We start from the raw sequence: 18,485 nt of genomic DNA, 5'->3' as shown, positions 1-18,485 counted from the left end.
AACAACGACGGGTGTCACCGGTGGGAGCCGGTACGGGGTACGAAGGAGGTGACCGGCGACATGGCCGATCGTGACGAACCGACCGGAGCGTTGGTCCGTCCATACGCCGTTACCCGTGGTCGTACCCGTCCCCGGCTCGACATCGCGCTGGAGGCGCTCGTCGAGACGACGGTGCGCGGTCGGGCCGCTGCCAATGGCAACGGCGGCCAGGGCCGCGAACACCAGTACATCGCCGCGCTGTGTGACGGACGCGTGCAATCGCTCGCCGAGATCGCGGCGCGGATGCAGCTCCCGCTCGGTGTGGCCCGGGTGCTCATCGCCGACATGGCGACGGACGGCCTGGTCGCAGTCCACGAGCCGACCATCCTGGACGACTCCGACGACGCGGTGGGCACTGAACTGCTGGAGAGGGTGCTGAGTGGACTTCGCAGGCTCTGACATGTCGCACCGCCCGCCGAACCCGAGCGCGCGCGTGACGTCGGCGAAGATCGTTATCGCCGGTGGATTCGGCGTCGGCAAGACGACGCTGGTCGGCTCGGTCTCGGAGATCACGCCGCTGACCACCGAGGCCATCATGACCTCCGCCGGCGTGGGCGTCGACGACACCCGGCAGGTGCCGGGCAAGACGACGACCACGGTGGCCATGGACTTCGGCCGGATCTCGATCGATCGTGACCTGATCCTGTACCTGTTCGGTACGCCGGGTCAGACCCGATTCTGGTTCATGTGGGACGAACTGGTCCGGGGCGCCATCGGTGCGGTCGTGCTGGTGGACACTCGCCGGCTGGCCGACTGCTTCGCGGCGATCGACTTCTTCGAGCACCGGCGGCTTCCGTACCTGGTGGCCATCAACTGCTTCGACGGGATGCAGTACCACGACCCGCAGGACGTTCGGGACGCGCTGGCGATCTCGAGCGACGTGCCGGTGGTGGCCTGCGACGCCCGTAACCGGGAGTCGACGAAGCACGTGCTGATCTCGCTGGTCGAGTACGTGCTCACCATGCGTCGTACGCGCGCCGTCGCCCCGGCCTGATCGGGCGATCAGCGCCCGGTGGTAGCTTCGGCCGCCACCGGGCGCTAAATGCTGTCCAGGACCGGTCGGTGCGCGACCGTCGGAGATCGTGGAAGGATCCGACCCCTGGAGGGGCAGGCCCCTTCCAAGGTCTTTACATAGACGTCGTCCGGGGTGAGACCTCTCACCCCGGACGTTTGTCGTCGGTCTGCGCTTGTGTCGCTGCGCCGTCAGTCGGAGTGGCTGACAGTGCTCAGGACTGGTAGCCGGCGGAGCGGTACTCGTACTCCCGGTCGTCATCGCGGTCGCCGTGGTCGCGGCTGAAGTCCCAGCCGCCAGCGGCCTCGCGACCCGGCCGACCGCCCACTGCGAACCCGCCGATCTCCTGGCCGCGGCGCCAACCGCGGAAGTAGCCGGTGGTGTTCTCGGCGAGGCTCGCAGCGTCACGAACTATCCGCAGTGGACGCTCTTCGCGCAGCGGGGAACCCGGGACCAGGTTGGCCTGCGGCACCCGCTTTGGCAGCCCGGCCGTCGTCTCGGCACCCACCGCGGGGCGGGCGGCCTGCTCGGCGGCCTGCCACCCGGTGTCGGCCTTCGTCGACCAGTCCAGGTCGGATTCCTCGGGCTGCCCGACGAACCAGGCCGACTTGGCCTGCGCGAAGATCAGGAGGTCACCGTCGCCCTCGTCTGCTACCGGCGGTGGCCGGTGCTCGACCGGGGGCGCCGGCCGGTGCTCGGGAGCGCGCTCGGCGCGGGCTGCGGGGCGGCTGTTGCGAGCGGCCTGCTCCGCGTCGACCAACCGCAGCGGCGGCGTCTCCAGGCGCGGGTCGGCGGACGGGTTGAGCCCTTCGCGCAGCGCCCGATCGGCCAGCGGCGGCGGCTCCACCAGCCGCAGCATGGGTGGCTCCTGGGGCAGGTCGTCCGCCAGCCAGGGCGGGGTGACGCGGCCGTCGGCGCGACCCGGGTCGGTCGGGGCGTCGATGCCACGGCCGCCGCCGTACGAGTAGGCGGCCGGGTTGTTCGGCGAACTGTCGGCCGGGTCCTCCGGGTTGTTGACCAGCGGCCAGTTGGCCCGGGAGCCCGGCGCTGCCGACTCCTGGTCGGGCCGGGGGATGGGCACCGGGATGCTGAGGTCGGTGGCGCTGAACCCGCCGGTGGGCGGCTCCTCGACCGGACGCTGCAGGTGGTTCGGGCGGGGCTGGCCGTTGGTCTTCGGGCGGGGCGGGATGACGGTGCGCTGCCGCTCGGCCCGCGCGTTGTTGATCGCGGCGGTGGTCAGCGTCGGCCGGAACGGCTCGCCGGCTTCGGCCGGCGGGACCGTGCCGCGCTGCGCCGGTGCGATCGGCGTGATCCCCGGAGGCGGGGGCGGCGGCGAGGAGACCGGCCGGTTGGTCGGACCGTCGATCCGGCTCGGGCCGAACTCGGCTCGCCCGGGCGGGGCGGACACCGGCGGGCCGGCGAACGCGGCCGGGGCCACCGGAGCGGGCGCGACCGGCGGCGGGGTGACCGGAGCCGGTGCGACCGGCGGCGGCCCGAGTGGGCGGGGCGACGCCAGCGGGGCGCCGCCCGGGACCGGCTCGGGGCGGCTGCGCCGACCACCGGTGGGTGCGGGCTCGGCGGCGGCCGGGGCCGAGGTCGGCCGGACCGTCCGCAACCCGGTGCTGGTGTTGGCCATGCCGGCCAGGTCGCTGATCGACTCGCCACGACGGGTGGCGGCCCGGCGGCCGGGCGCCGGTGCGGGAGTGCTGACCCGCGAGCTGAGCGCGCTCACCAGAGCCTCGCAACCGGCGTCGCAGGCGCGCACCGAGGCGACCGCCTGCCGGACCGTCTCGGCCACCGCTGAGGTGAGCGCCCGGTTCACCGCGGCGCGGCGCGGCGTCTCGGAGATGGCGACCCGCAACGCGGTGACCGCATCGTTGATCTCGTCGGCGTCGGCCACCCCGTCCGCGGCGAGGTGCGCGGCGATGGCGTCGGCCGCCACCGAGACCTCGCGGCCCCGGGCGACGGTGCCGCCGAGCATGCCCGGCTCGGGCAGCGCGTCCAGCACCGCCAGCGAGACCGGCTCGGCCGGATCGGGGTACGCGCGCAGCGCCGCCGGGTAGAGCTCGCGCAGCACCTCGCGCAGGGCCACGGCGGCGGAGTGACGACCGCTGGCCAGCGCGGCGTGCGCGGAGAGCACCTGCTTGTAGCCGGCGAGGTCCCGCGGTGCTGGCAGGGTGACCGCGGAGAGCGCGCCGGCCTGCAACGCGCGGGCAAGGCCGACAGCCCGACGTTCGGCCGGCGGCGACTGCATCTCCTCCAGGGAGTCGTCGTCGGCGAACCGCTCGGCGAAGTCGTCCACCGAGTCGTCGTCGGCGATCGCCAGGGGCCGACCCGCCGCGCTCAACAGCGAGGTGACCGTGTGGTCGTCGCTGTCGGCGGCGATGGCCGCACCGCTCGGCCCGCCCGACCGCTCCACGAGTAGCGCGACGAGCTGGGCGTAGCCAGCCGGGTCGTCGCCGATCTCGCAGACATGCAGCAGACGGCCTGCGTCGTCGACCACAGCGGACGTCAGCGTCGAACCGGCCGAGGCCGATCGATCAGCCGGGTCCGCCGAGGCCAGACCGCAGTACACGCGCACGAGCGCCACGGCGTCGTCCTCCTCCCGGGACAGGTCTTTCCTCTGCCAGCAACTGATGCTCCCCGGTACGGGTCAGTCGCGCCAGTCCACGACCGCAGAGATCTTGCCGACAATGGTGCGCCAACCCAGACTTGCGGTTTGTGCCCCGATTTTCTTCAGCCGCCGTCGGCCCATGAAACCGCCGATCCCACCGTTGACGGTGGCCCGCAGCGCCTCGTCCAGATCGTCGAGGCTGGACCCGGCGGAGAGCATGTCCAACACCGCAGGCAGCCGCAACGCGTACGACAGGTCACGGGCGACCTCACCAGCCTCGATCAGCAGGGTCGAATCCCAGCTGTCGTGCCCGCCGCGCAGGTTCTCCACCACGAGGTCGAGCTCGTAGGTGTCCTCTTCCAGCGGCGCGATATCGGCCGGCTCTACCCGTTCGGCCAATTCATTCCAGCTGTCCAGTTGGGACAGATCGTTGGGCGCGCCGGATCGGATGAAACTCACCAACGACTCGGGGGTTTTGAACAGCAGCAGCTTGCCCCGGTGGCTGAGGAAGGCGGGCACCTCCTCGTCGTCCGCCTCGTTGGCGACGTCCTCGTCCTCGTCGTCCTTGGTCGCGTCGGCGTCCGTGGCACCGTCGCGGCGACGGCGCGACGGCTCCTCCTCGTCGCTCTCGGCGAACTCCTCGGCCAACTCCTCGTCGAGGATGACGACGGTCTCGTCGTCCTCCTCCTCGACCACCTGACGGCGAGCGAGGAACGGGTCGTCCTGGTCCCGCTCGGTCACGTCGGTCGGGGTCAGCTCCCCCGCCGTCCGGTACGCCCGCAGCGTGAAGCCGGTGCCGGCGGGCAGGGCGATCTCCACCGGGTCGATCCGCACCTCGTCCCAGAGCGACCGGTCGGCCGGCGTCGACGCGCGGCCGGTCTCGTCTGGCTCGGCCGGGCCGGTGGTGTCGTCGAGCTCGGGCTCGTCGGCGTCGGGCCGTTGGGGCGACTGGCGGGCCACGCTGACCTCCGTGTGCTTCGGGTTGCCCACCCGCCGGCGTCTCCGACCGGCGAGTGACTCTGGGCACATACCCTAGTCGGCGGGTCTGGGTGGCCGGTGCCCGCACCCCGAAGGCCGGGCGGTGCACCGGTTCGGGCCTCCGGGTCAGCGCCGGCAGCCACAGGTTACCGCCGGCGTCTCCGGGGGCTGCCGGTGGCGGACCGGCCGTCGGACAAGTAGCCTTGCTACGCATGAAGGCCCAGGCGTTGCACGGCCACCTCGACGCACTGCTGCTCGCCGTTCTCGAACAGGGCGCGCTGCACGGCTACGCCATCATCGAGGCGCTGCGGGCGCGCAGCGACGGCAACCTCGACCTGCCCACCGGCACCATCTACCCGGCTCTGCGCCGGCTGGAGCGCGCCGGGCACGTGGCGAGCACCTGGAGCACGGTCAACGGCCGGGAGCGGCGGACGTATCAGCTCACCGACCCCGGCCGGCGGGCGCTGGCCGGGGAGCGGGCGGGTTGGCGCGAGTTCCGCACGACGGTCGGCCAGTTCCTCGACCCGGGCAGCCCACCTCCCGGCACCCCGGCCTGAGCCGCCCGCCGACTCAGCGGGCGGTGGCCCGCAACCAGCCGCGCGCCGCGCGGGTCAGCGAGAAGTAGGCGGCGCTGATCAGCACCGCGCCGATGATCATTGGCGGCCAGCTCAGCGCCGCGTCCCAGAGCCCGATCGACCAGGCGAAGAGAGCGCCGCCGGCCAGCATGCCGAGGACCAGGGTGCCGGTCAGGCCGGCGCCCACCGCCCGCTGCGCCACCACGAGGCCCGGCCGGGCGGACCGGCCGCTCGCCACCACCACCAGCAGACCGGCCACCGCGAACAGCAGCGCGCCCATCCAGATCCAGTCGACCGAGGCGGAGAGCAGCAGGTAGACGGCCGGCGGGCGCGGGCCATCGCTCCAGGCCGCCCCGCTCCAGGTCAGGTCGCCCGCCACCACCAGCACCCCGGCCACGGCCAGCATCCGCAGCGAGAGCCCGCGCAGCGCACCCACCGCCAACTCGGCCTGCCAGGAGGGGAGCAACTGCGCCGGTGTGCCGAACTCGGCCACCGCCCGCCGCTGCGCCTCGGTGGGCGGCACCCCGTCCTCGCGGTACGCCTCGACGGCGTCCAGCAGCCCGTGCCGGGCTTCGGTCAGCAGGTCGGTCTTCAGCCGCGCGGGCCCCTGCAACCGGGCGGCCAGCTCCCGGAGGTGCTCCTCCACCAACACGTCCTCACAGCGCGGCATGGCACCACCCTGCCACGGACGTCGGTGCGCGGACGTCCGGGAAAACCCTGGTCGGTCCCGGAGGCCGGTCAGGGGGCGAGGGCCAGATACCCGCGTTCGGCCGCCGCCTGGAGCAGCCACTGGTCCCGGTACCAGCCGGGGGTGGCGATCAGCTCGGCGTGCCGGCCGCGCTGGATCACCCGGCCGCCGTCGAGGACGACGATCTCGTCCAGGTCGGCCAGCCCGCTGAGCCGGTGGCTGATCAGCAACACCGAGTGCCCGGTGGGGGTGGCGGCGAGGGCGGAGGCGAGCACCGCGTCCGCGGCGGCCGGGTCCAGCCCTTCGGTGGGCTCGTCGAGCACCAGCACCGACGGCGCGGCGAGCAGGGCCCGGGCGAGCGCGAGCCGCTGCCGCTGGCCGCCGGAGAGCTGGGCGCCCTCCTCGCCGACCAGGGTGTCCCAACCCGCAGGCTGGGCGCGTACCCAGTCCAGCAGGCCAGCGGCGGCGGTCGTCGCGGTCAGCTCCTCGTCGTCCGCCATGGCCCGGCCGAGCAGCAGGTTCTCCCGCACGGTGGCGTGGAAGACGTACGCCTCGGCGAGCAGCCCGCCGACCGCGCGGGGCAGCTCCTCCTGGGAGTACGCCGACAGGTCGTGGCCGTCCAGGGTGACCCGGCCGGACGCGGGCCGGACCGCGCCGGTCAACACGGCCGCCAGGGTGCTCTTGCCGGCGCCGCTCGGGCCGACCACCGCGATCCGCCGCCCGGCCGGCAGGTCCAGGCTCACCCGGTCCAGCGCGGGCGCGGCACCGGCCCGGTACCGCACGGTCACGTCGACGAAGCGCAGCTCGTGCGGGCCGCCCGGGTCCACGCCGTCCGGCTTGAGATCGGCGGCCGGGGGAGTCGGTGCGTCCGCATCGAGCAGGGCGGCAACGCGGGTCAGGGCGGCCCGTAGCTGGGTCCACTGGCGGGACGCCGCGACCAGGGCCAGCGCCACCTCGACGGCAGTCAGGGTGCCGACGGCCAGCACGCCGATCAGTACGCCCCGCACGTCGGCGGCGAGCGCGACCAGCACCACCGCGGCAGCGGTCAGGCCGGCGACGAGAACGCCCGCCGCGTCCACCGCGAACCCGGTGGCGGCCAGCCGGCGTTCCAGCCGCGCCAGCCGTCCGGCCCGCTGCTCGGCGGCGTGCAGAGCGGTGTCGGTCGCGCCGAACGCGGCCAGGTCGGCGGCGCCGTGGGTGAGGTCGATCGCGTCGGTGGCCAGTGCGCCGCGCAGCGGGGCCACCTCGGCCGCGCTACGCCGGGTGACCGCGGTGGCCAGTACGGGCAGCGCCACCCCGGCCACGAGCAGGCCGATGGCGAGCACACCGGCGGCCGGCGGCGAGATCAGCGCCGCCCCGCCCACCGCCAACAACCCGACCAGGGCTGCCGCCGAGGCCGGCACCAGCACCCGCAGCAGCAGGTCCTGGACCGCCTCGACGTCGGAGACCAGCCGGCTCAGCACGTCCCCCGAGCGGTGCCCGGCGGTGCGGCGGGCGGCGAGGGTGGCGAAGACCCGGGCCCGAACGTCGGTGATCATGCGGAGCACGGCGTCGTGCCCGGCGAGCCGTTCGGTGTAGCGGAACACGCCCCGGCTGATCGCCAGTGCCCGGACCGCGACGATCGCCACGGTGAGCCGGTCCAGCGGCGGCTGGCCGGCGGCGCTCATCAGCAGCCAGGTCGCGGTGGCCATCAGGGCGAGCCCGGCGAACTCGGTGGCAGCGGCGAGCAGCCCTGCGCCGACGAGCCGGCTCAGGTACGGCCGGGCCAGCCGCAGCACCGTCCGCTCGGCGGTCGCCCGCCCGGCCGGTGCCGCGCCAGCCGCCAACTCCGGCATCGCGTCCAGCGGGCCCGGCCCGGCCGCCAGGGGATCGGGTGCCGTGCTCATCGGGTCACCTTCCCGGTCGGCTCGGGCGTCAGCTCGGTGACCCGGCCGTCCTCGATCCGCAGGATCCGGTCGGCGTCGGCCAGCAGCGCCGGCCGGTGCGCGACCAGCAGCGCGGTCCGCCCGGCGACCAGCCGGCGGGTGGCGTCGAGCACCACGGCCTCGGCTGCGGTGTCCAACCGGGCGGTGGGCTCGTCGAGCAGCACCACCGGGGCGTCCCGGAGGAACGCCCGCGCCAGGGCCACCCGTTGCCGCTGCCCGCTGGACAGGCCATGCCCGCGCTCGCCGAGCAGCGTGTCCAGCCCGTCCGGCAGGCCGGCCACCACGTCGTCCAGGGCCGCGTCGTGTACGGCGGCGGCGAGTGCCTCGGGCCGGGTGTCCGGCGCGCCGAGCCGGATGTTGTCGGCCAGTGAGGCGGCGAAGAGGTGGGCCCGTTGCGGCACCCAGGCCAACTGCCTGCGCCAGGCGTCCGGGTCGGCGGCGGCGAGGTCGACCCCGCCCACCGTGATCCGGCCGCTGGTCGGGGTCACGAAGCCGAGCAGCAGGCCGAGCAGTGTGCTCTTGCCGGCGCCGCTGGGCCCGATGATGGCGATCCGCTCGCCGGGCCGGACGGTCAGGGTCACGTCGTGCAGTGCGGTGGTCCGCTCGTACGCCACGGTCACCGACTCGAACCGGACCTCGCCCCGGCCGTCCGGAGTGGCCGCGCCCTCGGCGGCCCGGGGTGCGGCCGGCGCGGCGGAGATGGTGAGCGCCTCGTCCAGCGCGGTGAGCCCCTCCATGCTGGCGTGGAAGCGGCTGCCGGCGGCCCGCAGCGGCAGGTACGCCTCCGGGGTGAGCAGCAGGATCAGCAGCGCGGTCTGCAGGGCCAGGCCGCCGCCCAGCAGCCGGATGCCGACCGGCACCGCGACCAGGGCCACCGAGAGGGTGGCGACCAGCTCCAGCACCAGCGCGGAGAGGAACGCGATCCGCAGCGTCTTCATGGTGGCGACCCGGTGCCCGTCGGCCATCCGGCGGACCACCTCGGTCTGCGCCCGGGCCCGCCCGAACGCGCGCAGCGTCGGCAGCCCGGCGACCATGTCGAGGAAGTGCCCGCCCAGCAGGGAGAGCCGGCGCCACTGCCGCTCCGTGGCGGCCTGCGCCTGCCAGCCGAGCAGCGCGCCGAAGACCGGGATCAGCGGCAGGGTCAGCGCGATGATCACCGCCGAGCTCCAGTCGGCGAGGACGACCCGGGCCAGCACCGCCAGTGGCACCGTCACGCTCAGCACCAACTGCGGCAGGTACCCGGTGAAGTACGCGTCCAACGCGTCGAGCCCGCGCCCGGTCAGGGTCGCGAGCTGACCGGCCCGCTGACCGGCCACCCAGGCCGGCCCGTGCCGGCCCACCGCGCCGAGCAGGTCGGCCCGCAGCGTGGCCTTGACCGTGGCGGCGACCCGCGCCGAGACCGTGCCCTGCGCCCAGACCAACGCCGAACGGGCGGCGACCGTGAGCACGAAGCCGGCCAGCGCCGGCCGGTCCAGCCGCCCGTCGAAGGCCGTGGCCAGCACCGTCGCCAGCGCGGTGGCCTGCGCGACGATCAACCCGGCGGCGAGCACGCCGAGCAGGGCGAGCACGGCAAGATCACGCCGGGCCTCGGGGACCCGGCGCAGCAGACGCGGGTCGAAGGGACGGCGGTTCACCAGTACACCGGTGCCCTGCCGTCGGTCCGTCCCCGGAAAACCCACCAACACATTGCCTGGAAGCCTAGTAGGGCCGGCAGCAGGGGCAGCACCACCCAGCCGAGCAGCCGCAGCGTCGGTGCGCTGGCGGCGGCGTCGGCCACCGTCAGCGAGGCGTCCGGGTCGGTCGTGGACACCAGCACGTAGGGCCAGAGGGCCGCGCCGACCAGCGCCACCGGCAGCGCCAGGGCCGCGCCGGTGGCGATCAGCGCCCACCCCGGCCGATGCCTGGTCAGCGCCGCGCGGGCCACCAGCAGCGCCGCCGCCAGCAGCACCGGCAGGAGTACGGCCACTGCGGGCCGCTGGACGGCGTCGCGTACCCGGGCGGAGAGCAGGCCCACGACGGTGGCCAGGGCGACCGCGGTGAGCGCCACCCGTACCAGCCGGCGGGCCAACCGGCCGACCGCGGCGGCGTCGGCGGCCGGCAGCCGCAGGGTGAGGAAGGTCGCACCGTGCACCGCGACCAGGGCGACCATGGTGAGCCCGGCGGTGGCCGCGAACGGGGTGGCCAGATGCGACACCCCGGCGACGTGCCCGTCGGCCTGCCGCGGCATGCCCTGCAGCAGCGCGGCCAGCAGCACACCCCAGCCCAGCGCGGCGAGCGCACTGCCGACCACCACGACCCGGTCCCAACGGGCCCGAATCCGTTCGTCGGTCGGTCTGCTGCGAAGCTGCACCCCGGCGGTGACCAGGATCACTCCGGTCAGCGCGCCGGCGACGGCCGGGTAGCACCCGGAGAGCAACTCGCCCTCCAGTACCGGGAAGGCACCGAAGAGGATGCCCATGGCAGCGACCAGCCAGACCTCGTTGCCGAGGAAGAACGGGCCGAGCGCGGTCAGCGTCGCCCGCCGCCCGGCCGGACCACCACCCCGGGCGAGCAGCAGCCCGACGCCGTAGTCGTACCCGGCGAGCACCAGGTACCCGCAGAAGAAGAGGCCGAGCAGGGCGTACCAGGCGAGGTCCACGGAGATCTCCTCAGGCGAGGGCGGGTTCGGGCTGGGACGGCTCGTGCGGCACTGCCGGCGGGCGGCCGAGCGGCGGGTCGCCCGCGCCGCGGGCCGCGTGCCGGGCGAGCAGGACCCAGTTGGTGACGGCGAGGGTGCCCAGCAGCAGGCTGAAGCCGATCAGCGAGGCGAGCATCACCGGTGCGCCGACCGGGGAGACCGCCTGCTCGGTGGGGAGCAGCCCGTACGCCACCCAGGGTTGACGGCCGACCTCCCGGGAGATCCAGCCGAGGATCACCGCGACGAACGGCAGCGGCAGGGCGAGCAGGACCAGCCAGAGCGGGAAGCGCAGTCGGATGATCCAGTCCCGGTAGAGCAGGGGGAGCAGGAACCAGACGCAGCCGAGGGTGAAGCCGATCAGGATCATGAAGCCCAGCCCGACGCTGGCCAGCACCGGTGGGGTGTAGTCGCCGGGGCCGAACCGGGCCGTCCACTCGGCGATCAGCGCCTGCGCCTCCGGGCCCTGGCCGAACTTGGTCGGTTGCACCGCGCCGACCGGGCCGAACTGGGCGAAGCCGAAGCCCTGCACCAGGGTGATCGCCACCGCTGCGGTGACCAGGCCGATCCGCAGCGAGGTGCGGAAGAGCGCGAAGTCGGGGGTGCGCCGGATCAGGTGCCAGGCGCTGATGGCCGCCATCAGCATCCCGCCGACCAGCAACGCCGCCGAGACCACGTGCCCGAAGGCCATGCCGAGGCTGGGGTTGGTGAGCAGCGCGCCGAAGTCGGTGAGGTGGGCGATCCCGTCGCGCACCTCGTAGCCGACCGGATGCTGCAACCAGGAGTTGGCCACCATGATCCAGAACGCCGAGGCGTACGCGGTGAGCGCCACGCCCCAGAGCAGCGCGAGGTGCACGCCCTTGCGGAGCCGGTGCCAGCCGAAGATCCACATGCCGAGGAACGTGGACTCCAGGAAGAACGCCACCAGTGTCTCGATGGCCAGCGGTGCGCCGAAGACGTTGCCGACGTAGCGCGACAGGCCGCTCCAGTTCAGCCCGAACTGGAACTCCATGACGATGCCGGTGGCGATGCCGAGCACGTAGTTGATCACGTAGAGCTGACCCCAGAACCGGGTGAGCCGCTCCCAGGTCGGGTTGCCGGTGACCACCCAGGCGGTCTGCATCCCGACCAGCAGGGTGACCAGCCCGAGCGTGACGACCACGAACAGGAAGTGGATCGAGGTGGTGGTGGCGAACTGCAGGCGAGCGAGGAGCAGCGTGTCCATGGCCGGCTCTCCGTAAGCGTTGGCTCCCTTGTCATAGCCACCCTACACGTAGCTTGGCTACACATTAACTACTACGTCCTGTCGTAAGACAGTCTACGACAGGACGTAGTAGTTCTGGGGTTCGGGGAAGATCGCGCTCGAACCTGGATGTAGTGGCCTCACGGACCCGAGAGGCCACTACATCCTGGATCTAGCGCGATCTTGAATGGGTGCAGGCACGGGCACGGCGGCGCGGCGCGAAGTCGCGCGGTGTGCGGTGCAGTGGGCGCGGGCGCGGGTGCGGGTCAGTTCAGGAAGAGGCTGATCGGGAGGGCGACCAGCGTGCTGGCGACCGCGAGGGCCGCGGCGCCGAGGATCCGGGGCGGTTGGTCGCTGACCAGCAGGCGCTGCACGCGTACGTCCAGGTCCCGATCGCCCATGCCCAGCGCCCCGGCCGGGGTGATCCGGTGGCCGGCGGCGGCGAACCGGCGCAGCGCGCCCGCCAGCGGTGCCTCGGCGTGCAGCTCGCGTGCCTTGTCGTCGGCGCGCATCTCGACCAGCAGGGCGACCCGCTCGTGTGCGTCACGGACCCAGCGGAACCACGGCAACGCGCGGCAGAGCGCGGTGAACGGCAGCAGCACCAGGTCGTGCCGCTCATGGGCGTGCGCCCGCTCGTGGCTGAGCACCGCCGCCAGTTCGGCCCGGTCCAGCAGGGTCAGTGTGCCGGCGCTGACCACCACCTGCGGCTTCACCCCCGGCAGGCAGTACGCCGCGGCGCTCGGATGGTCCAGCACCAGCGCGCCGGGCGCGGCCGGGTCGTCCCGGGCGACCAGCGTGAGCAGGTCCCGGTGGCGGCGCTGGGCGCGTACGGTGCCGTGGATGCTGCGCACGGTCGTGGTGACCAGCACCGCCCCGATGCCGAAGCCCACGCCCACACCGGCCAGGTGGAAGGCGGTCTCCCCGACCGGCAGGGTGCCGTGAGCGAGGTCGGTCGTCAGGGCGAGCAGTGCGCTGCCGGTCGGCAGGTCGTACCCGCTCACTCCGAGCGCCATCGGCAGGCCCATCGCGGAGAGGCCCAGGGCCAACCCGACGGCCTGCCAGCAGATGATCGCCACCCGAGGGCTACGCCACGTCCAGGTCGACCGGGCCAGTACCTGCGCGGTCAGATAGCAGGCCAGCATGGTGGCGGCGAAGTGCGCGGCGTACGCCATGGCGCCCTACCGCTCCGCTGCCTCGTCGGCTGCCCGCCGGCCCGCCGGTCCGTCCACCCGGTCGGTCAGCTCGGCCCCTTCGGTGGGCGCGGGCCGGGTCAGCCCGGCCTCGCTCCCCAGGGCCGCGCGCAGCACCTCGGCCTCGGTGCCGGTGACCGAGCGGGCGAAGCGCACCAGCGCGGCGTCCCGGCTGCCGCCCAGGTCGAGGGCGTCGAGCATGAGCTGGGCGATGTGCGCCTCGCGGCTGGCCGCCGGCCGGTACCGCCAGGCCCGGCCCTCCCGCTCCCGCTGCACCATGCCCTTGCCGGCGAGCCGGTCCAGCACGGTCATCACCGTGGTGTACGCCAGCTCGCGGCCGTCGAGCGCGTCGGCCACCTCGCGCACGGTCACTCCGTCCGACGTGCCGGGAACCACGTCCCACAGCACGTCCATCACCGCACGCTCAAGATCGCCCAACCGAGTCACTCCGCAATCCTACCCCCGGTAGTAGATCCGCCACCCCGAGAGGTCACCCGCCCCGCCACCGACGATCACCAGGTTGGCTGGGTCGGGCGAGATCGATCCTCTCGCCAACCCCATGATCACCGGCGTGGTCGGTCGACCGGATACACCGCTGGCCGGTGACTCCCACAGGAGGCACCGGCCAGCAAGATCGAATACCCGGGCGGGCCCGGCCCAGGTCAGGGTTTCGGGGGGAGCCCGCCTGCGGAGGGATCAAGCCTGACCGCCCGGAGCGGGCGGGCTCCCCCCCCCGAAACCCCACGGCCGGGACCGACCGATCACACCCCCTTGGGGTGCCAGACGGTCTTCGTCTCCAGCAGGTTCGTCATTCGGGCCAGGCCGGGGTCGACGGACCAGTCGTGGTCGGCCGGGGCCGGCCGGAGCACCCGCTTGAGGTTCTCCGCCGCCCTGACCTCCAGCTCGGCCGCCAGCTCGGCGTCGGTCACCCCGGTCAGGTCGATCGCGTTGACGTCCATGTGGGCGGCCAGCGTCGGCGCGGTCTCCGTGATCCTGCCGGTGAGGATGTTGACCACCCCGCCGGGCAGGTCGGAGGTGGCCAGCACCTCGGCCAGCGTCACCGCCGCCAGCGGCTCGGTCGGGGACGCCGCCACCACCACCGTGTTACCGGTGACGATCGCCGGTGCGATCACGCTGACCAGGCCGAGCAGCGCCGGGCGCTCCGGGGCGACGACGGCGACCACGCCGGTCGGCTCGGGCGAAGACAGGTTGAAGTACGGCCCGGCGACCGGGTTGGCGCCGCCGTACACCTGGGGGAGCTTGTCGGACCAGCCGGCGTACCAGACCCAGCGGTCCACCGCGGCATCCACCTCGTCGCCCGGCACGCCGAGGGCCACGAACTGCTCGCGGCGACCCTCCAGCATCTCGGCGGCCCGGTAGAGGATCTGACCCCGGTTGTACGCGGTCGCCCCGGCCCAGCCCTTCACGGCGGCGCGGGCGGCGACCACCGCGTCCCGGGCGTCCTTGCGGGAGGCCAGTGACACATTCGAGGACTGCACGAGATACGACCGTCCCGACTCGCTGCGCGGGAACTTCCCGCCGATGAAGAGCTTGTACGTCTTGCGTACCGCGACCCGCTCAGACATTGAGGTAGCCCTCCAGCCCGTGCCGGCCGCCCTCGCGACCGTAGCCCGACTCCTTGTACCCGCCGAACGGCGAGGTGGGGTCGAACTTGTTGAACGTGTTGGCCCAGACGACGCCGGCGCGCAGCCGGTCGGCCATCCAGAGGATCCGGGAACCCTTGTCGGTCCAGATCCCCGCCGACAGCCCGTACGGCGTGTTGTTGGCCTTCTCCACGGCCTCGGCCGGGGTGCGGAAGGTGAGCACCGACAGCACCGGGCCGAAGATCTCCTCGCGGGCGATCCGGTGCGCCTGGGTGACCCCGGTGAAGATGGTCGGCGCGAACCAGAAGCCCCGGTCGGGCAGCTCGCACGGCGGCGACCACCGCTCGGCGCCCTCGGCCGAGCCGGCGTCGGACAGCTCGCGGATCCGCTCCAGCTGGGCGGCGGAGTTGATCGCACCGACGTCGGTGTTCTTGTCCAGCGGGTCGCCCACCCGCAGCTGGGCCATCCGCCGCTTCAGCGACTCGAGCACCCGGTCGGCGACGTTCTCCTGGACCAGCAGCCGGGAGCCGGCGCAGCAGACGTGCCCCTGGTTGAAGAAGATGCCGTTGACGATCCCCTCGACGGCCTGGTCGATCGGTGCGTCGTCGAAGACGATGTTGGCGGCCTTGCCGCCCAGCTCCAGGGTGAGCTTCTTGCGGGTGCCGGCGACGGACCGGGCGATGGCCCGGCCGACGTCGGTGGAGCCGGTGAAGGCGACCTTGTCCACGCCGGGGTGCTCGACCAGCGTCCGGCCGGTGTCACCGGCGCCGGTGATGATGTTGACGACGCCGGCCGGCAGCTCGGCCTGCTGGCAGATCTCGGCGAAGAGCAGCGCGGTCAGCGGGGTGGTCTCCGCCGGCTTCAGCACCACCGTGTTGCCCGCCGCGAGGGCAGGGGCGATCTTCCAGGCCAGCATGAGCAGCGGGAAGTTCCACGGGATGACCTGCGCGGCGACACCGACCGGCTGCGGGTTCGACCCGAAGCCGGCGTGCTCCAGCTTGTCGGCCCAGCCGGCGTAGTAGAAGAAGTGCGCGGCGACCAGCGGCAGGTCGACGTCGCGGGACTCCCTGATCGGCTTGCCGTTGTCCAGCGACTCCAGCACGGCCAGCTCGCGGGAGCGCTCCTGGATGATCCGGGCGATCCGGAACAGGTACTTGGCCCGGTCCCGGCCCGGCATCGGACCCCAGACCTTCTCGTACGCCTTGCGGGCGGCGCGTACCGCGCGCTCCACGTCCTGCGTGCCGGCCTCGGATACCTCGGCCAGCACCTCCTCGGACGCGGGGTTGATCGACTTGAAGCTGCCGCCGTCGGTCGGGTCGACGAACTCACCGTCGATGAACAGCCCGTACGAGGGCTTGAGGTCCACCACCGAGCGGGACTCGGGGGCGGGTGCGTATTCGAACATCGGCTATCAGTCCAGGGTGAAGTAGTCGGGACCGGAGTAGGCGCCGGTCGTCAGCTTGGTGCGTTGCATCAGCAGGTCGTTGAGCAGGCTGGACGCGCCGAAGCGGAACCAGTCCGGGTCGAGCCAGTCTGGGCCGACGGTCTCGTTGACCATCACCAGGTACTTGATCGCGTCCTTGGTGTTCTTGATGCCGCCGGCCGGCTTCACGCCGACCTGCCGCCCGGTGGCGGCCCGGAAGTCGCGGACCGCCTCCACCATCACCAGGGTCACCGGCAGCGTCGCGGCGACCGGGACCTTCCCGGTGGAGGTCTTGATGAAGTCGCCGCCGGCCAGCATGGCCAGCCAGGAGGCCCGACGCACGTTGTCGTAGGTGGCCAGCTCGCCGGTCTCCAGGATCACCTTGAGGTGGGCGTCCCCGCAGGCTTCCTTGGTGGCCACGATCTCGTCGTAGACCTCCTTGTACCGCCCGGCCAGGAACGCGCCCCGGTTGATGACCATGTCGATCTCGTCGGCACCGGCCTTGACGGCGGCCCGGGTGTCGGCGAGCTTGATCTCCAGCGGCGCCTGGCCCGATGGGAAGGCGGTCGCCACGCTGGCCAGGTGCACTCCGCTGCCGCGCAGCACCTCGGCGACGTACGGGACCATCGCCGGGTAGACGCAGACGGCGCCGACGTGTGGGCAGGACGGGTCGGCCGGGTCCGGGCGCAGCGCCTTCGCGGCCAGCGCGCGCACCTTGCCGGGGGTGTCCGCCCCCTCCAGGGTGGTCAGGTCGACCATCCGGATGGCCAGGTCGATCGCCTGGGCCTTCGCGGTGGTCTTGATGGAGCGGGTGCCGAGCTGTGCCGCCCGCTGCTCCGCGCCGACCTGGTCCACGCCGGGCAGGCCGTGCAGGAAGGTCCGCAGAGCGGTCTCGGATCGTCCCAGCTCGGAGAGCTCCGACCGGGCCGACGTCGTTGTCGCCGTCATGCCGAGAAGTCTACGCACGGGACCACTGAGTGATCTTGCTCACGCCCGCCCGGTGACGCGCCGGCGTGAGCGGCGTCGCTGGTCCGGCCGCAGCCGCACCGCCACGCCGGACGGACCGGTAGGTTGAGCGATCGTGGACGTACACGTCATTGACCACCCGCTGGCCCAGTCTCGGCTGACCGCCATGCGGGACTCGCGCACCGATTCCTCGACGTTCCGGGCCGCGCTGCACGAACTGACCACCATGCTGGTGTACGAGGCGGCGCGCTCCTTCCCCGTCGAGCGGTACCCGGTGCAGACGCCGGTCACCGCCACCGTGGGCACCAGGCTGGCCAACCCGCCGCTGCTGGTGCCGGTGCTGCGGGCCGGCCTGGGCATGGCGGACGCCGCGCTCGGCCTGCTGCCCGAGTCCTCGATGGGCTTCGTGGGCCTGGCCCGCGACGAGGAGACCTACGAGCCGCGCGCGTACATGGAGTCGCTGCCCCGGGAGCTGTCCGGGCTGCCGGTGCTGGTGCTCGACCCGATGCTGGCCACCGGTGGCTCGCTGGAGCACTGCTGCCGGCTGCTGGCCGATCGGGGCTGCACCGACATCACCGTGCTCTGCGTGCTGGCCGCGCCGGTCGGCATCGAGCGGCTGGAACGCTCCGGCCTGCCGTTGCGGCTGGTCACCGCCTCGATCGACGAGGGGCTCAACGACCGGAAGTTCATCGTCCCCGGGCTCGGTGACGCTGGCGACCGCCAGTTCGGCGGCATGCCCCGCTTCTGACGCGTTACCCCGGTCGGTGCCGGGTCCGGCGGGTTCGCGCGCGGTGGTGCGCGGACCCGCTACCGTCTCCGGCCATGACTGGTGTTGCGCTCGCCGAGGAGTTGCTGCTCCTCGCCTACGACGACACGACCGGCAAGGCGACCATGCCGCGGATCAGCCTGGACCTGGGCATGGCCGCCGCGGTCCTGGTCGAGCTGGCCCTGGCCGGCCGGATCGCGTACGCCGACGGGTCCCTGACCGTGGTCGACCCGACGCCCACCGGCGAGCCGGTCACCGACGAGGTGCTCGGCCGGATCGCCGCCGACACCCCGCACACCCCGGCCTCGTGGGTGCAGCGCCTGCGGCACGGCCTGCGCGACCGGATCCTCGGTGACCTGTGCCGGCAGGGCGTGGTCCGGGACATCGACGAGACCGAGCTGGGCTTCATCCACGTGCACCGCTACCCGGTGGTGGACACGTCCGTCGAGGCGGAAACCCGGCTGCGGCTGGCCGAGGCGCTGACCGGCGTGGCCGCACCGGACGAGCGGACCGCCGCGCTGGCCACCCTGGTCGTGGTGCTCCGGATGGAATCGGCGCTCGGGGTGACCGGCGAGGCCGCCGCGGACGCCCGCCGCCGGCTGGCGGAGATCGCCACCGGCGCCGGTTTCTCCGGCGAGGTGAGCACCGACGACTCGGTGGTCCGCCCCTCGGTCGGCCTGGTCGTCGCCGCCTTGGCGAAGGCCGTCGACCAGGCCCTCGGCAAGCGCGCCTGACCCCGACACGAAAGGACCCCTTGCCCACGCACCAGGCGTCGGCAAGGGGCCCTT

The 18,485-nt window shown here is 73.4% G+C and carries 17 protein-coding genes; 5 read left to right on the top strand and 12 right to left on the bottom strand.

Annotated features, from left to right (window positions below; all coding sequences use genetic code 11):
• Positions 1 to 60 precede the first annotated feature (60 nt).
• Complete coding sequence (locus OG990_RS25520; protein ID WP_030329021.1) at positions 61 to 438, top strand: DUF742 domain-containing protein; 378 nt, start codon at positions 61 to 63, stop codon at positions 436 to 438.
• 1 nt (position 439) lies between these two features.
• Positions 440 to 1,033, top strand: coding sequence for an ATP/GTP-binding protein (locus OG990_RS25515; protein WP_328423405.1), 594 nt, complete (start codon positions 440 to 442; stop codon positions 1,031 to 1,033).
• A 232-nt stretch (positions 1,034 to 1,265) separates the two neighbouring features.
• Here the strand turns inward: OG990_RS25515 and OG990_RS25510 are convergent, their stop codons facing one another.
• Both OG990_RS25510 and OG990_RS25505 read right to left on the bottom strand, forming a co-directional pair.
• Positions 1,266 to 3,665, bottom strand: coding sequence for a transposase (locus tag OG990_RS25510; protein ID WP_406081877.1), 2,400 nt, complete (start codon positions 3,663 to 3,665; stop codon positions 1,266 to 1,268).
• Positions 3,666 to 3,704: 39 nt separating this feature from the next.
• Positions 3,705 to 4,655 carry a DNA primase gene (locus OG990_RS25505; protein ID WP_406077414.1) on the bottom strand — a complete coding sequence of 317 codons (951 nt, stop codon included), beginning with the start codon at positions 4,653 to 4,655 and terminating at the stop codon, positions 3,705 to 3,707.
• Between the two features lie 200 nt (positions 4,656 to 4,855).
• Between OG990_RS25505 and OG990_RS25500 the strand changes: the two genes are divergently transcribed.
• Positions 4,856 to 5,200, top strand: a complete 345-nt coding sequence (locus OG990_RS25500; protein WP_328423409.1) for a helix-turn-helix transcriptional regulator — start codon at positions 4,856 to 4,858, stop codon at positions 5,198 to 5,200.
• 13 nt (positions 5,201 to 5,213) lie between these two features.
• Here the strand turns inward: OG990_RS25500 and OG990_RS25495 are convergent, their stop codons facing one another.
• The 10 genes from OG990_RS25495 to deoC form a co-directional block, all read right to left on the bottom strand.
• On the bottom strand, positions 5,214 to 5,888 hold the full coding sequence (locus OG990_RS25495) for a permease prefix domain 1-containing protein (protein WP_406077413.1): 675 nt from the start codon (positions 5,886 to 5,888) through the stop codon (positions 5,214 to 5,216).
• A gap of 68 nt (positions 5,889 to 5,956) precedes the next feature.
• Positions 5,957 to 7,792 carry a thiol reductant ABC exporter subunit CydC gene (gene cydC, locus OG990_RS25490; protein WP_406077412.1) on the bottom strand — a complete coding sequence of 612 codons (1,836 nt, stop codon included), beginning with the start codon at positions 7,790 to 7,792 and terminating at the stop codon, positions 5,957 to 5,959.
• Positions 7,789 to 9,465, bottom strand: coding sequence for a thiol reductant ABC exporter subunit CydD (cydD, locus tag OG990_RS25485; protein WP_406077411.1), 1,677 nt, complete (start codon positions 9,463 to 9,465; stop codon positions 7,789 to 7,791). The genes cydC and cydD overlap by 4 nt, the downstream gene beginning before the upstream one ends.
• Positions 9,462 to 10,469: a cytochrome d ubiquinol oxidase subunit II gene (locus OG990_RS25480; RefSeq protein WP_406077410.1), complete on the bottom strand. Its 1,008-nt coding sequence runs from the start codon at positions 10,467 to 10,469 to the stop codon at positions 9,462 to 9,464. The genes cydD and OG990_RS25480 overlap by 4 nt, the downstream gene beginning before the upstream one ends.
• Positions 10,470 to 10,479: 10 nt before the next feature.
• Positions 10,480 to 11,730: a cytochrome ubiquinol oxidase subunit I gene (locus OG990_RS25475; RefSeq protein ID WP_406077409.1), complete on the bottom strand. Its 1,251-nt coding sequence runs from the start codon at positions 11,728 to 11,730 to the stop codon at positions 10,480 to 10,482.
• Positions 11,731 to 12,014: 284 nt separating this feature from the next.
• Entirely contained in the window at positions 12,015 to 12,920 is a 906-nt protein-coding gene (locus OG990_RS25470; RefSeq protein ID WP_406077408.1) for a M56 family metallopeptidase, read from the bottom strand.
• A gap of 6 nt (positions 12,921 to 12,926) precedes the next feature.
• Complete coding sequence (locus OG990_RS25465; protein WP_328423421.1) at positions 12,927 to 13,385, bottom strand: BlaI/MecI/CopY family transcriptional regulator; 459 nt, start codon at positions 13,383 to 13,385, stop codon at positions 12,927 to 12,929.
• A gap of 314 nt (positions 13,386 to 13,699) precedes the next feature.
• Positions 13,700 to 14,524, bottom strand: a complete 825-nt coding sequence (locus OG990_RS25460; protein ID WP_406077407.1) for an aldehyde dehydrogenase family protein — start codon at positions 14,522 to 14,524, stop codon at positions 13,700 to 13,702.
• Positions 14,517 to 15,947, bottom strand: coding sequence for an aldehyde dehydrogenase family protein (locus tag OG990_RS25455; protein WP_406077406.1), 1,431 nt, complete (start codon positions 15,945 to 15,947; stop codon positions 14,517 to 14,519). The genes OG990_RS25460 and OG990_RS25455 overlap by 8 nt, the downstream gene beginning before the upstream one ends.
• A gap of 6 nt (positions 15,948 to 15,953) precedes the next feature.
• The gene (gene deoC, locus OG990_RS25450; RefSeq protein WP_406077405.1) at positions 15,954 to 16,913 is read right to left on the bottom strand and encodes a deoxyribose-phosphate aldolase; all 960 of its coding nucleotides are present in this window, start codon (positions 16,911 to 16,913) and stop codon (positions 15,954 to 15,956) included.
• Positions 16,914 to 17,046: 133 nt separating this feature from the next.
• Here deoC and upp point away from each other — a divergent pair, with 133 nt between their 5' ends.
• Together upp and OG990_RS25440 are read left to right on the top strand one after the other, a co-directional pair.
• Positions 17,047 to 17,679 (top strand): uracil phosphoribosyltransferase, encoded by a 633-nt coding sequence (gene upp, locus OG990_RS25445; protein ID WP_328423429.1) that lies wholly within the window; start codon positions 17,047 to 17,049, stop codon positions 17,677 to 17,679.
• Positions 17,680 to 17,753: 74 nt separating this feature from the next.
• On the top strand, positions 17,754 to 18,431 hold the full coding sequence (locus OG990_RS25440; protein ID WP_328423431.1) for a GPP34 family phosphoprotein: 678 nt from the start codon (positions 17,754 to 17,756) through the stop codon (positions 18,429 to 18,431).
• The last annotated feature ends 54 nt before the right edge of the window (positions 18,432 to 18,485 follow it).

Origin of the sequence: Micromonospora sp. NBC_00858 (genome assembly GCF_045207365.1) — a bacterium.
GTDB lineage: Bacteria > Actinomycetota > Actinomycetes > Mycobacteriales > Micromonosporaceae > Micromonospora.
This window is presented reverse-complemented; position numbering and strand designations above follow the sequence as displayed.

Coding starts and splice junctions, on each gene's coding strand:
- cydC (WP_406077412.1), bottom strand. CDS start 7,792: ATGAGCACGGCACCCGATCCCCTGGCGGCCGGGCCGGGCCCGCTGGAC.
- OG990_RS25440 (WP_328423431.1), top strand. CDS start 17,754: ATGACTGGTGTTGCGCTCGCCGAGGAGTTGCTGCTCCTCGCCTACGAC.
- OG990_RS25520 (WP_030329021.1), top strand. CDS start 61: ATGGCCGATCGTGACGAACCGACCGGAGCGTTGGTCCGTCCATACGCC.
- OG990_RS25495 (WP_406077413.1), bottom strand. CDS start 5,888: ATGCCGCGCTGTGAGGACGTGTTGGTGGAGGAGCACCTCCGGGAGCTG.
- OG990_RS25455 (WP_406077406.1), bottom strand. CDS start 15,947: ATGTTCGAATACGCACCCGCCCCCGAGTCCCGCTCGGTGGTGGACCTC.
- OG990_RS25470 (WP_406077408.1), bottom strand. CDS start 12,920: ATGGCGTACGCCGCGCACTTCGCCGCCACCATGCTGGCCTGCTATCTG.
- OG990_RS25515 (WP_328423405.1), top strand. CDS start 440: ATGTCGCACCGCCCGCCGAACCCGAGCGCGCGCGTGACGTCGGCGAAG.
- OG990_RS25500 (WP_328423409.1), top strand. CDS start 4,856: ATGAAGGCCCAGGCGTTGCACGGCCACCTCGACGCACTGCTGCTCGCC.
- OG990_RS25460 (WP_406077407.1), bottom strand. CDS start 14,524: ATGTCTGAGCGGGTCGCGGTACGCAAGACGTACAAGCTCTTCATCGGC.
- deoC (WP_406077405.1), bottom strand. CDS start 16,913: ATGACGGCGACAACGACGTCGGCCCGGTCGGAGCTCTCCGAGCTGGGA.
- OG990_RS25475 (WP_406077409.1), bottom strand. CDS start 11,730: ATGGACACGCTGCTCCTCGCTCGCCTGCAGTTCGCCACCACCACCTCG.